Here is a 13,597-nt window from a genome sequence, read left to right as displayed (position 1 = left end):
TAAATAAAGGCAGAGTGTTTGAAATAAGTAGACTTTATGAAACGTGCGATTTTTCCATTACCCATTTTTATGTTACCTGAAGGTTATACGCGATTACGCATATTTGAGCCTCGCTATTTAAATATGGTTAAAACCGCATTAAAAAATAATACAGGGTTTGTGCTTTGTACGTTCGAGCATGACACGCCTTTTAATATAAGCGCGCAAGGTTGCCTTGTTGATATTATTGATTTTGACCAAGACGATAACGATGTATTATTAATTGATGTATTTGCATCGCAAAATGTGCAAATTAATGATGTTTATCAAGACGAAGACGAATTACGTCATGGCTTGGTATCGCCTTGTAATACGCCGTATTGGTACAAAGATTCTAACAACCAAATTGGTGAACATTACCTATTACACGATGCGCTTAAAAACGTGTTTCAAGGTAATCCGGAACTTAATTTGTTGTACAAGAAAACTCATTTTGACAAGCTTCCATGGATTGCAGCACGTTGGCTCGAACTCCTACCTGTTTCTATTGAGAAAAAACAGCAACTTGCGTTTGAAACGAATTTTGATAACTTACTGAATTTCCTCCATACTGTGATTAATAACGAATTTGCCTAAATTTTATGATCCTAAATTAATTATTGCCCGTATTACTTAATACAAAAGCAATAACGGGATAAATTATTATGGTAAGTCAACAACAGTCACCACGTTGTGAACCTAATACAGGTAAGTACACTGCCATGCCAGAAACGCCGAGTAAAGAGCTCATGCAAGCGCTTATAGATGTTGCGCAATCACGCGATAAAAAAGCGTTTTCATATTTATTTGAATACTTTGCGCCAAAAATTAAACGCTTTGGAATTAAGCAGTTTGGTGTTGAAGCCCAAGCCATGGAGCTTGTGCAAGAAACATTAACGTCTGTTTGGCGTAAAGCACATTTGTATCATAGTGAAAAAGGCGCTGCGACTACGTGGGTTTATACCGTTATGCGTAACGCTTCGTTCGATATGCTTCGTAAAATGAAAAGTAATAAAGAAGAAAATATAAGCGAAGATATTTGGCCGTTACTAAACGACTCACAAGATACGCATCACGAATACAGTGATCATTTAGAAGATAAGCAAATTAAGCGCTATTTAGACAAATTACCAATTGCTCAACGCGAAGTGGTAAGAGGCGTTTATTTTCAAGATATGTCGCAAGAGCAACTTGCACATCAACTTAATATTCCAGTAGGCACGGTAAAATCACGGTTACGTTTGGCCTTGCAAAAATTACGTAATGAAATGGGAGATCAGCATGATTAAACATCACCCGAGTGAAACTTTACTGACACAGTATTGCGATGCATCACTTGCTACATCATTGAGTTTAGCCGTTTCTATTCACGTAGACATGTGCCCTGTGTGCCAAGCTAAAGTAGCTAAAATTGAAGCAAGTAATGCAAATGCATTATTTAGTGAAGAGCCTGCTCAATTTGAGAAACCTCAAACTGAGAAATCTGATTTACTTGAAGAATTTGAACTAAATGTACTTGATATGATCATGTCTGATGATTCTATTGATGAAGTTTACGAAGTAGAGCCTGTCTCTATTAAAGTGAATGAGCATAACTATCAGCTTCCACGTGCTTTAACACGTATTTCTCATAGCAAATTTACACAAGTTGGTAAGCTGGCACGATCTCGCGTTTCGCTTGATGATGGTGCGCTGCGTTCTAGCTTGCTACATATTGATGCCGGTGGCGAAATTCCTGAGCATACACATACTGGATTTGAAGTTACTTTACTACTAGACGGTGAGTTTAGTGATGAAGATGGTAATTACGTACCAGGCGACTTTATTTGGCAAGATGGTAGTCATCAACACACACCTTTAACGAAAGATGGATGTTTATGCTTTACAGTTGTCAGTAGTGCGCTACATTTTAATAAGGGCTTCAGCAAGTTACTAAATCCAATAGGTAATTTGATTTACTAAGAGAATATATGCATACAGATATAATAAAAATAGGTATAAGCGCCTGCTTAGCAGGCGAAAAAGTTAGATTTGACACAGGACATAAAAAGTCAAATTTTTGTATGGACGAGCTAGGTAAACACGTTGAATACACACGGTTTTGTCCGGAAGTAGCTGTTGGTTTACCAATACCTCGTCCAACTATTCGCCAAGTTAAAGTGGGCGATACTATTAAAGTATGCCGCCCAGATGGCACCGGCGAAGTAGGCCAACAACTTACTGAATATGGTAAAAAAGTTGCAACTGAACAAGCTAAAGAATTAAGCGGATTTGTATTTTGTGCAAAAAGCCCAAGCTGCGGCATGGAGCGCATTAAAATATACAACGAAGCAGGAACAGGTAATACCTCAGAAGGCGTTGGTTTTTTTGCTGAGCAAATAATGAAGCACAACCCATTATTGCCATGTGAAGAAAACGGACGTTTAAATGACATGCATTTACGTGAAAACTTTGTAATGAGAATTTACGTATTTAAAAACTGGCAAAAATTAGCACAAGAGCCGCTTACGGTTCATAAGCTTACTCAATTTCACTCTCAGTATAAGTACTTGTTGATGGCTCATAACTATCAAGCTTATCGTGATTTGGGTAACCTGCTGGGGACTTATGTAGGTGACGATATAAATGCAGTTGCAGATGAATATATTCTAGGTTTGATGACGGGTCTTAAAAAGCCAGCTTCTCGCAGAAATAATTGCAACACGCTAATGCATTTACAAGGTTACTTTAAAACAGATTTATCGAAGGTTGAAAAACAAGAACTTCGTGATGCGATAGATGAATACCGCGAAGGTTTGGTGCCATTGTATGTACCACTTACCTTGTTAAAACATCATTTGAAGGTTCACCCAAATGAGTACCTTGAAAAACAAGTGTTTTTTAACCCTTACCCTCACGATTTAAAACTACGATTTGGTATTTGATGGATACATTATTTTGGTTTAGGCGCGATTTGCGCCTTTTTTCTAACGAAGCGTTAATTCAAGCGCTAAATAATGGCGCTAAACACGCCATTTTTTTTGTGTCTGAAAAACAGTGGCAACAGCACCAAACTGCGCCTATTCAGATTGACTTACTCAAGCGCCGAGTTACTTATCTTCAATCTCAGCTTGCTGATTACGGCATTACTTTACATGTTATTGAAGCGCCAAGCTTTTGTGATTGTACGCGTGAGCTTATTGATTTTTGTAAATCAAACGATGTAAAACACGTAATTGCTAATACAGAATATGAGCTTAATGAAGTAAACCGCGATAAAGCAATTTTGCACGAATGCGATGAGCTTTCAATTACTTTTACTTTGTACGAAGGTGATTTAATTGCACCTGTTGGAACGGTTAAAAATCAAAGTAATGAAATGTATAAAGTGTTTACTCCATTTAAGCGAGCATGGTTAAAGCAGTATCAAGATACACACTTTAGTTTGCCTCAATGGCCTTTAACTTCTGATCCAATAAAATTTGATGAAAGCGACTTACTAAAAAGTGATGGATGCTCAGATAAGTGGCCGGTTGACGACGAAACACTAGCAACCGTGGTCGATAACTTTATATGTGACAAACTTACAAGCTACGATGATCAGCGTGATATACCCAGCGTAAAAGGCACATCAGGTTTAAGCCCGTATTTAGCACTTGGTATTGTAAGCACAAAACAGCTGCTTATTAATATTCAGCAGCGTTATCCTGATATTTTAACTACGTCAAAAAGTAAAACGTTTACGTGGATTAACGAGCTTGTTTGGCGCGAATTTTACAGGCATTTGATTGCTGAATTTCCGAAGCTTTCGCGCGGTGACAACTTTAACGAAAAGTATAACGACGTAGTGTGGCGTAAAAGCGAAAATGAATTTACAGCATGGTGTGAAGGGCGAACAGGTTATCCGTTAGTGGATGCTGCAATGCTACAATTAAAGCAAACCGGTTGGATGCACAATCGTTTACGTATGGTTGTTGCGAGCTTTTTAACTAAGCATTTATTAATAGACTGGCGCGAAGGTGAGCGCTTTTTTATGCAGCACCTAATTGATGGCGATTTAGCCTCAAATAATGGTGGCTGGCAGTGGGCTGCAAGTACCGGGTGTGATGCTCAGCCTTACTTTAGAGTTTTTAACCCTATCAGACAAAGCGAGCGCTTTGATCCAACTGGCAAGTTTATCCGTAAGTATTTGCCAGAGCTTGAAAACGTGCCAGATAAACACATTCATTTTCCACACACTTATTTAGCCGCAATAGGTAAAGATAAGGAATGTTACTGGCCAGCAATAGTTGATCATAAAGCGGCACGAGAACGTGCACTTGCTGCATTTAAGGTGTGATATGGATAACCAGTTACCAGTAGATAAATTTGTTGAAATATACCAACAGCTTGATAGCACTAATCTTGATTTATTGAGTGATATTTACTGTGACGACATACAGTTTATAGACCCAATGCATGCAATTAACGGCATTGTAGAATTGCGCAGGTACTTTGCTAACTTATATAGCAATGTTAAGCATTGCCAGTTTGATATTAGTGATTCGTTTAATAGCGGAAACAATGCTTTTATTTATTGGACTATGCACTATGCACATCCAAAGCTTTCATCAGGTAAAACTATTTCGGTAGAAGGTCATAGCAAGCTTATTTTTAAAGACGGCAAAATTATCAAGCACAGAGACTACTTTAATATGGGCGAGTTGTTATACAAACACATTCCTTTACTTGGTAGCGTTATAAAGCTAATTGATAAAAGGGCAGGTTAATTATGATCACACTTATAACGGGTGCTACTTCTGGTATTGGTGAGCAGTTAGCAATTAAATATGCGCAGTTGGGAGACACTGTTATTGCTTGTGGCCGTAATAGTGAAAAGCTCGCTGAGCTTGCTAAATACGACAATATTCAAGCGTGTAAATTTGATGCAACTAATCTACAAGACATTAAAGAGTCTACTATTGGCTTTCCTCATTTTGACCGTGTTATTTTAAACGCCGGTAATTGTGAATACATAGATGACGCGCGAAATTTTGATAGTGCATTGTTTGAACGTGTAATAAACGTAAATTTACTCTCTATGGGGTATTGCCTTGAGGCGCTACTTCCTAAAATAAATTCAGGTGGTCAGCTTGTTTTGGTCAGCTCAAGTGTTACCTACCTTGCGTTACCTCGTTCAGAAGCTTATGGTGCATCAAAAGCGGGTGTAAGTTACTTAGCAAAAAGCTTAGCTGTTGATTTAGATGATGTTGATGTGACTTTAGTTCACCCTGGCTTTGTGAAAACTCCGCTTACTAATAAAAATGATTTCCCGATGCCTATGGCCGTTACCGCTGAAAAAGCCGCAGACTATATGATTAAGGGAATACATAAGCGCCGAAAAGATGTTCACTTTCCGTACCGTTTTACACTTATATTAAAGGCATTACGTATTTTGCCACTCCCAATTTGGCTTAAAATCGCAAAAGGATTAGCCCGTTGAAAAAAATAGCAATAATAGGAACTGGTGTATCTGGTTTAACATGTGGGCATTTGCTTCATAAACATTACGATGTAACCGTATTTGAAAAAAATGATTATATAGGTGGCCACACTGCAACGGTTGATGTTGATGTGTGCGGCATAAAATACGCAATAGATACTGGTTTTATTGTATTTAATGACAGAACTTACCCATACTTTGAAAAGTTACTATCGCGTATTGGTGTAGATAAACAAACAACGCAGATGAGCTTTAGTGTTCATAACGAAGCCACTGGCTTTGAATACAATGGCCATACGTTTACAAGCCTGTTTGCTCAGCGTCGTAATATTTTTAGACCTAAGTTTTGGCGATTATTGTACGACATTGTTAGGTTTAACAAATTGTGTAAAGCACTACATGAAAAAGATGATTACCAGTCTGATCAATCATTAGGTCAATTGCTTAGTGACAATCACTTTAATGACTTTTTTAAATACCATTATATTCTTCCGATGGGCGCAGCTATTTGGTCTACCAGTATTAAAGAAATGGAAAATGTAGGCGTTGAATTTTTTGTTAAGTTCTTCTTTAATCATGGCCTTTTAGATGTAACAAACAGACCACAGTGGTATGTAGTACCAGGTGGCTCTCGTCAGTATATTAAGCCACTGATCAGAGGCTTTGCTGATAAAATTAAACTTAATACAGATATTAAATCTGTTACGCGTCAAAATGATGAAGTAACAATAGAGTTTGCCAATGGTGAATTAAGTAAGTTTGATAAAGTAATATTTGCTTGTCATTCAGATCAGGCGCTTGCACTACTTGGTGATGCGACTGAGCAAGAAAAGTCAGTATTGGGTACAATAGCTTACACTGAGAACTCAGTTGTGCTGCACACCGATACAAACCTTTTACCTGATAGAAAAGCGGCATGGGCAAGTTGGAACTACCTACTTAATAACAACACTGATAAAGCAGCTGTTGTTACTTACCAAATGAATATTTTGCAAGGCATACAGTCGGATACACAGTTTTGTGTAACGCTTAATCACCTTGAAGGAATAAGCCAAAGTAAAATTTTGCGCGAGTTTACTTATCATCACCCTGTATTTAACCAAGAGTCAATTGCTGCTCAAAAGCTTAAACACAGTATTGATGGACAAAACAATAGTTATTTTTGTGGTGCTTATTGGTACAATGGTTTTCATGAAGATGGCGTACACAGTGGTGTAGATGTAGCCAAGCAACTTGGGGTCGAATTTGACTAGTGCAGTGTATTTAGGCGATGTAAAACATCGCCGTTTTGCTGTTAAAGAACATCGTTTTAGTTACCCTTTGTATATGATGTGGGTAGATTTAAATAATCCTCAGCAACTAAATGGTGTGCATAAACACATAGGTACGTCAGGCTTAAAAGCGTTAAAATTTAATGAAGCTGATTATCTTAAAGACCCCTCAAAGCGTGCTAAACGACCTCTTATTGAGCGTGCGCATGATCAACTTACCAATTTAGGTATTACTGAAACCTTTACTCATGTTTATATGCTTGGGCAACTTCGTTGTTTTGGGGTGTATTTTAGCCCTGTTAATTTTTACTTCTTTGGCCACAACGACACTCGTTTTAAGTACATGATTGCTGAAGTGAGTAATACACCCTGGAACGAACGTCATTATTATTTAGTCCCTTTAGAAAAAAAAGTGAACTTTAAGAAGGTTTTTTCCGTATCACCTTTTATGAATCTAGATATGAACTATCATTGGCATGTTAAACAATCGCCTGATAAAACATTGATACACATTGAAAATAAGAAAAATGAAGAGTTATTATTTGATGCAACACTTCGCTTAAAACGTAAAGAACTCACTAACGAAGAGATTAATAAGTTGTTTAAACGTTTTCCGGCCATGACATGGTCTATTTTCAAAGGTATTTATTATCAAGCATTAAAGTTGTTTATAAAGCGAGTGCCTTTTTTAGGCCACTCAGGTAAGCCATAAAGCACATAGGTAGTCAGGACAATTAATAGGTATTTTAATGGATAAAGTGTCGAGCTTAAATTGCGAACAAAGCACAAATTGGTTAACTAATATATATAAAAAATTAGTAACTAAAGCCTTTTCATCAATCGAAACAGGTCAAATAGTGCTTATCGAAGGCAACGAAAGAACTGTTTTTGGTGATACGTTTTCTGATCTAAAAACAACCGTTACAGTTAATGATAAAGCTATGTATAAAGCATTTGCATTATCTGGGAGTGTTGGCGCTGGCGAAGCGTATATTTTGGGGCATTGGTCTTGTGACAACTTAACTTCATTCATTGAGATATTTGCTATAAACGAAAAGCAACTCGATGAGTTTGAAAAAAAATTCGCATTTTTTAGTAGTATCGCACACCGATTTAATCACATAAAAAACAAAAATTCAGAATCGGGATCTAAGAAAAATATTGTTGCTCATTACGACTTAGGTAATGATTTGTACGAATCATTTTTAAGTAAAGAAATGCTTTATTCAAGTGCTGTATATCCTACAAAAGAAGCCACACTTGAAGAGGCTCAGCAATACAAGCTTAAACGCATTTGTGAGCAAGTTGAGCTTCAAAAAAATGATTCAGTAATTGAAATTGGTACAGGGTGGGGGGCATTTGCTATATATGCGGCCACACATTACGATTGCCATGTAACAACAACAACCATATCTGATGAGCAACATGATTATGTAGCTAACAAGATTGTTGAACTTGGTCTTGAAAGTAAAATAACATTACTCAAGCTCGATTACAGACTACTAAAAGGTAAATACGACAAGCTTGTTTCTATTGAAATGATAGAAGCAGTGGGTCATGATTATTTGCCGAGCTTTTTCACTCAGTGTGGTGAGCTCCTAAAAGACGATGGCGCCATGCTTATACAAGCAATTACTATTGGCGATCAGCGTTATAAGCACTACTTAAAAAATTCTGACTTTATCCAACAGTATATTTTTCCGGGTGGATGTTTGCCATCGCTTAACGAAATGAGTGAGCAGATTAAAAATAATACCGATATGGTTATTCATACTGTTAATGATATTGGCGCTCACTACGCACGAACATTAGCAGATTGGCGAACTCGTTTTATAAAAAGTTGGCCTGATTTAGACCGCTCTAAATTTGATGAACGCTTTTATCGTTTATGGTTATTTTATTTTGCTTATTGCGAAGGTGCGTTTAGAGCGAGAGCAACAAGTACGGTACATTTAATGGCGCGTAAACCTCGTTTTACTAGTGATAACGATGATATTGCGCTCGGTTACTAATTTTATTTTATTTCAAGCAGTGTGGTTTTTATCATTGCTGCTTGAAGCCAATTCGCTACTTTTTAGTGGCTTGATTATTGTTTTAATGTTTTGTTTGTCAAAGCAGAAAAAACAAGACTCCTTACTACTAATTAAAGCCCTACCTTTAGCACTATTGTTAGAATTTATAGCGGTAAAGTTAGGCTTGTTAGAATTTAAAGTTTATCCCTTCCCTCTATGGCTCGTCTTTTTATGGGCTGCATTATTACTTTCTTTAAATACCTCTATGGTTTTTTTGAGCAAATTAAAGCTTTGGCAGGCCTTTTTAGTATGCATGGCTTTTGCGCCAGCAAGTTATTGGGCTGGAGCACGCTTTGAAGTAATAAGTTTAGGGTTCCCTTTATGGCAATTCTGGCTCGTTTACGGCGCGCTTTGGTCTACAGTATTTACTGTTATTCTTTTTATAAACCAAAAAATCAAGTTATTCATCAATCGCTGATCGTCCACAATTTCTATTTCGTAACATTACCCATTGACTCAAAGGGAGCTTATTTTGAAATTTTTACTAAAGGCAGTTACTTTTTATTTGCTTACAACTTCAATTGTTTTAGCTAACACACAATTTAATAAAGTAGGCGAAGCACGAATGGAGTATTTATTTTGGGATGTATATGACGCCGTGCTATTTACCCCTTCAGGTAATTACAGCGCAGAAACACATCCTGTTAAGTTTAAGCTTACCTATTTACGTGACTTTGACGCTAAAGAAATAGTAAAAGCAACAAATGAGCAGTGGGAACATCTTGGAAAAACAGGGCTGGCAGATAAATACGACAGTAAATTGTTGTCTATTTGGCCTGATATAAAAAAGGGTGACTCACTAACATTAGTGACAAATGAGCAAGGTATGAGCACTTTTTATCATAATGATGAAAAAATGGGTGAAATTGATGAACCTCAATTTTCGAGTGACTTTTTAGCTATTTGGCTTGATGAAAAAACTTCTGAGCCAAAATTACGAAAGCAATTATTAGGGAATTAATATGAACATATTAAACACGTTAAAAGCAGCTGTTATGAGCCTCTCGGCTCTACTTTTAATTAGCTGTTCGGCACCAAATGTTGAACATTATAAAAATACATCGCCAAATTTCGACTTTAAAACGTTTTTTAGCGGAAATTTGAAAGCCTATGGTGTTGTACAAGACTTTAAAGGCGAATTGACCCGAAAGCTTGTCGTAGATATGAATGCGACTTGGGACGGTAACCAGGGCGTTATTGAAGAAGACTTTGTTTATGATGATGGCGAAACCCAAAAGCGAATTTGGAAAATAACGTTAAATGAAGACAATAGTTTAACGGGGTCGGCAGCTGATGTTATAGGTACAGCAAAAGGCAAAAGTGACGGCAGCGTATTTCATTGGAATTATGATGTAGAGCTTCCATACGATGGCAGTACTTTAGAAGTGAATTTTGACGATTGGATGTACCTGGTTACACAATCGCGCTTGATAAACCGCACATCTATTGTTAAGTTTGGAGTCGAGGTCGGGGAAGTGACCTTAGTTATCGAAAAAATATAGCTTATTTACCCAGTTGCTTAACTTGCGCCAAAATTGTACTCAAATTAAGTCTTTGTTAACCCAACACGCTGTATTCTACCGAGAATTATTTAAATTTTACTCATTTTTTAAGAATTTAAGCAAAAAATGCAATTTGCTGTTGCTAACTCTTTAAAAATGCATAAAGATAGGTTTTGCGAAGGCAAAATAATAACGAATAGGAATCTAACAATGAATAAAGCTCAATTAGTTGAAAAAATTGCTACTGATGCAGAAATCTCTAAAGCCGCTGCTACTCGTGCTCTTGACGCGTTTACAGGTGCTGTAACTTCTTCTTTAAAAGAAGGTGATTCAGTAGCATTAGTTGGTTTTGGTACTTTCTCAGTAAAAGAACGTGCAGCTCGCACTGGCCGTAACCCACAAACGGGTGCTGAGATCCAAATCGCAGCGGCAACTATCCCAAGCTTTAAAGCAGGTAAAGGTCTTAAAGACCAAGTAAACCCTTAATAGGTTTAACGAATTAAAATAAAAAAAGAGCTATTTAGCTCTTTTTTTTTATGTTTAATAAAGACATCAATTGATGCCTTTATATTATAAATTTATGCTTTTAAGGCTTTATCGCCTCGGCCAATGCCAACAGCACCAGAACGTACAACTTCAATAATATCGGTTTCATGGCGAAGTGTGTCTAAAAACGATTCTATTTTGTCTGTACTGCTCACTAGTTGCAGGCTATAGCTTTGTCGGCCCATATCTAAAATAACACCCTGAAACACATCAACTACGCGGGTAACCGCTGCACGAGTCGTCTCGTCTTGAGCAAATACCTTAACAAGCAATAACTCTCGCTCAATGTGACTCATTTCTGTTAAATCGATAATTTTAAGCACGTCGACTAATTTGTTAACTTGTTTTGTGATCTGCTCAACCACTCTGTCATCACCCATGGTGGTAATGGTAATACGTGATAACGACTGATCATCAGTTGTGCCAACAGTTAGGCTGTCAATGTTGTATGCACGTTGTGAAAAAAGCCCAACAATACGCGACAGTGCACCTGGTTCGTTTTCCAGTAAAATAGATAAAATACGACGCATTATGCTTTTACTCCTTTACGTAACCACATCTCATCAATGCCACCTAACTTGATTTGCATTGGGTATACATGTTCTTTCTCGTCTACAAGAATATCTAAAAAGACTAAACGATCGTTTATGCTCATAGCTTTATCGATTGCAGGTTGTAACTCATCAAGTGTGTTTACTTTAATACCCACATGCCCGTAGCTTTCAACCAACTTAACAAAATCAGGCAGCGAGTCCATGTAAGATGATGAATGACGACCGCCGTAAACCATATCTTGCCATTGGCGTACCATACCTAAAGAGCGGTTATTGAGTGATACAACTTTTACCGCTAGGTTGTACTGCAAGCAGGTAGATAGCTCTTGAATATTCATTTGAATAGAGCCATCACCCGTAATACATACAGATTCTTTATCAGGAAAGGCTAATTTTACGCCCATAGCAGCAGGTAAGCCAAAGCCCATAGTGCCTAGGCCGCCTGAATTTATCCACTGACGAGGATGCTTAAATGGGTAATATTGTGCTGCAAACATTTGGTGCTGACCAACGTCAGAACTTACGTAAGCATCGCCATTAGTGGCTTTATAAACAGCTTCAATAACGGCTTGTGGCTTAATTTTGTCGCCATCAGTGTTGTAGCTTAAACATTTTTGTTCACGCCAGCTGATAATCTGGCGCCACCAATCTTCTTGCGCGCTGCGATCTATTTTAATTGGGCTTTTATCAATACCCGTTTGTAGTTGTTCAAGTACGGTTGCTAAACAACCTACAACTGGTATGTGTGCTTTGATTGTTTTTGAAATTGAAGTTGGGTCAACATCAACATGAACAATTGTGGCATTTGGACAAAACTTTTTAACGTTATTAGTTACCCTGTCATCAAATCGTGCACCAAGCGCTAAAATCACATCGGCGTTTGCCATTGCTTTGTTAGCCTCAAGCGTACCGTGCATGCCTAGCATACCTACAAAGTTTGGATGTACACCTGATATGCCGCCAAGCCCCATTAGTGTATTGGTAATGGGTGCATTTAACGATTCAACTAGATGCGTTAATTGCTCTGACGTATTTGAAATAACAATACCACCGCCAGAATAGATAACCAGTTTTTTGGCCTCTAGAATAGTTGTTACCGCTTTACGAATTTGTTTTGAATGCCCTTTAGTATTAGGGCTGTATGTTCTTAGCTCTGTTGTTTTAGGAAATTCGTATTCAAACTTTATAGCAGGGTTAAGCATATCTTTAGGAAGCTCAACTACAACAGGTCCAGGACGACCTGTACTGGCTATGTAAAAGGCTTTAGCTAAGATTGTTGGGATTTCTTTAGCACTTCTACAGTTAAAGCTGTGTTTAACTATAGGGCGAGAACAGCCAACAATATCAGTTTCTTGGAATGCATCGTCACCAATTAAATTTGTAGGTACTTGGCCTGACAATACAACCATAGGAATTGAATCCATGTAGGCCGTTGCAATACCCGTTATACAGTTTGTAGCGCCAGGGCCTGAGGTTGCAAGTACAACACCAACGTCTCCAGTAGCACGAGCATAACCATCAGCCATATGTGTGGCAGCTTGTTCATGACGTACTAATATATGCTCAATATCATCTTGCTGAAAAAGTGCATCATATAAGTCTAAAACCGAACCACCGGGGTAGCCAAATATGTATTTTACCTTTAACTCTTTTAATGCCTGAACTACTAGTTCAGAGCCATTATATTCTTGTTTGCTCATCCTCATTCCTCTGTGCGCTTTTTTTATGCATAAAAAAACCCCCGCGTAGTGCGAGGGTTTTTAAAAAGCAGTATCACCTTTTAATACATCCCCGCTGGGCTTATAACTAAGACCAGTACGAGTACGACTAAAAGGTTAATTTGTGTGTTCATAGTTTTTACTCTACTTAGCAAAACACTGCTTTTAAATTAAAAATTCTGTATAGGTTTATTTTTAAGGGTTTTGAACCCTTATGTCAACCTTGAAAGTGGTTTTTTGCATTTTAAATTCGTTTTGTAGCTTTTTTTAATTTAAATCTTCAGAAATACTGTATTTAACTGAGTTAACTAGCAGAAATTATGCGTTTTAGGTTGTGTGTTTGATTTTAGTTATAAAAGAGTGTGACAGACCATTAACCTTTATTGCACATGTTAACTATATGTTTTTATCGCATGTTTAAATTTCTATTATTAGGTATGATTACTACATAATTA

General features: G+C 37.5%; 16 protein-coding genes. 14 read left to right on the top strand and 2 right to left on the bottom strand.

The genetic code is table 11. The features are described from left to right. Positions 1 to 36: 36 nt before the first annotated feature. The 14 genes from L654_RS0123085 to L654_RS0123020 all read left to right on the top strand — a co-directional run bounded on the left by L654_RS0123085 (position 37) and on the right by L654_RS0123020 (position 10,810). Positions 37 to 615 (top strand): LON peptidase substrate-binding domain-containing protein, encoded by a 579-nt coding sequence (locus L654_RS0123085; protein WP_024591092.1) that lies wholly within the window; start codon positions 37 to 39, stop codon positions 613 to 615. Positions 616 to 683: 68 nt separating this feature from the next. Further along, a complete protein-coding gene (locus tag L654_RS0123080) occupies positions 684 to 1,307 on the top strand; it encodes a sigma-70 family RNA polymerase sigma factor (RefSeq protein WP_010552978.1) in 624 nt (207 codons plus the stop codon). Then, positions 1,300 to 1,980, top strand: coding sequence for a ChrR family anti-sigma-E factor (locus tag L654_RS0123075; RefSeq protein ID WP_024591091.1), 681 nt, complete (start codon positions 1,300 to 1,302; stop codon positions 1,978 to 1,980). Before L654_RS0123080 ends, L654_RS0123075 begins: the two co-directional genes overlap by 8 nt. An 8-nt stretch (positions 1,981 to 1,988) precedes the next feature. Continuing rightward, the gene (locus L654_RS0123070; protein WP_024591090.1) at positions 1,989 to 2,942 is read left to right on the top strand and encodes a DUF523 and DUF1722 domain-containing protein; all 954 of its coding nucleotides are present in this window, start codon (positions 1,989 to 1,991) and stop codon (positions 2,940 to 2,942) included. Beyond that, the gene (gene phrB / locus L654_RS0123065) at positions 2,942 to 4,336 is read left to right on the top strand and encodes a deoxyribodipyrimidine photo-lyase (RefSeq protein ID WP_024591089.1); all 1,395 of its coding nucleotides are present in this window, start codon (positions 2,942 to 2,944) and stop codon (positions 4,334 to 4,336) included. The genes L654_RS0123070 and phrB overlap by 1 nt, the downstream gene beginning before the upstream one ends. A gap of 1 nt (position 4,337) precedes the next feature. Continuing rightward, positions 4,338 to 4,766 carry a nuclear transport factor 2 family protein gene (locus L654_RS0123060; RefSeq protein WP_024609165.1) on the top strand — a complete coding sequence of 143 codons (429 nt, stop codon included), beginning with the start codon at positions 4,338 to 4,340 and terminating at the stop codon, positions 4,764 to 4,766. A gap of 2 nt (positions 4,767 to 4,768) precedes the next feature. Then, complete coding sequence (locus L654_RS0123055; RefSeq protein WP_024591087.1) at positions 4,769 to 5,479, top strand: SDR family NAD(P)-dependent oxidoreductase; 711 nt, start codon at positions 4,769 to 4,771, stop codon at positions 5,477 to 5,479. After that, entirely contained in the window at positions 5,476 to 6,732 is a 1,257-nt protein-coding gene (locus L654_RS0123050; RefSeq protein WP_024609164.1) for an FAD-dependent oxidoreductase, read from the top strand. The genes L654_RS0123055 and L654_RS0123050 overlap by 4 nt, the downstream gene beginning before the upstream one ends. Next, complete coding sequence (locus L654_RS0123045) at positions 6,725 to 7,462, top strand: DUF1365 domain-containing protein (RefSeq protein WP_024591085.1); 738 nt, start codon at positions 6,725 to 6,727, stop codon at positions 7,460 to 7,462. The genes L654_RS0123050 and L654_RS0123045 overlap by 8 nt, the downstream gene beginning before the upstream one ends. Positions 7,463 to 7,499: 37 nt before the next feature. Continuing rightward, the gene (locus L654_RS0123040; protein ID WP_024609163.1) at positions 7,500 to 8,762 is read left to right on the top strand and encodes a cyclopropane-fatty-acyl-phospholipid synthase family protein; all 1,263 of its coding nucleotides are present in this window, start codon (positions 7,500 to 7,502) and stop codon (positions 8,760 to 8,762) included. Beyond that, positions 8,740 to 9,240: a DUF2878 domain-containing protein gene (locus L654_RS0123035; protein ID WP_024609162.1), complete on the top strand. Its 501-nt coding sequence runs from the start codon at positions 8,740 to 8,742 to the stop codon at positions 9,238 to 9,240. Before L654_RS0123040 ends, L654_RS0123035 begins: the two co-directional genes overlap by 23 nt. A gap of 54 nt (positions 9,241 to 9,294) precedes the next feature. Continuing rightward, complete coding sequence (locus L654_RS0123030; protein ID WP_024609161.1) at positions 9,295 to 9,783, top strand: chalcone isomerase family protein; 489 nt, start codon at positions 9,295 to 9,297, stop codon at positions 9,781 to 9,783. 1 nt (position 9,784) lies between these two features. After that, the gene (locus tag L654_RS0123025; protein ID WP_024609160.1) at positions 9,785 to 10,324 is read left to right on the top strand and encodes a DUF3833 domain-containing protein; all 540 of its coding nucleotides are present in this window, start codon (positions 9,785 to 9,787) and stop codon (positions 10,322 to 10,324) included. 210 nt (positions 10,325 to 10,534) lie between these two features. Further along, positions 10,535 to 10,810: an HU family DNA-binding protein gene (locus tag L654_RS0123020; protein WP_002962474.1), complete on the top strand. Its 276-nt coding sequence runs from the start codon at positions 10,535 to 10,537 to the stop codon at positions 10,808 to 10,810. A 92-nt stretch (positions 10,811 to 10,902) separates the two neighbouring features. Here the strand turns inward: L654_RS0123020 and ilvN are convergent, their stop codons facing one another. Both ilvN and L654_RS0123010 read right to left on the bottom strand, forming a co-directional pair. Then, positions 10,903 to 11,400 (bottom strand): acetolactate synthase small subunit, encoded by a 498-nt coding sequence (gene ilvN, locus L654_RS0123015; RefSeq protein WP_007580691.1) that lies wholly within the window; start codon positions 11,398 to 11,400, stop codon positions 10,903 to 10,905. Continuing rightward, positions 11,400 to 13,124 carry an acetolactate synthase 3 large subunit gene (locus tag L654_RS0123010; protein WP_024609159.1) on the bottom strand — a complete coding sequence of 575 codons (1,725 nt, stop codon included), beginning with the start codon at positions 13,122 to 13,124 and terminating at the stop codon, positions 11,400 to 11,402. The genes ilvN and L654_RS0123010 overlap by 1 nt, the downstream gene beginning before the upstream one ends. Between the last annotated feature and the right edge of the window lie 473 nt (positions 13,125 to 13,597).

It is taken from the genome of Pseudoalteromonas sp. TAB23 (genome assembly GCF_000498075.1).
GTDB lineage: Bacteria > Pseudomonadota > Gammaproteobacteria > Enterobacterales > Alteromonadaceae > Pseudoalteromonas > Pseudoalteromonas arctica.
Note: the sequence above shows the minus strand (reverse complement) of the source record. Positions and strands in the feature narration are given on the sequence as shown.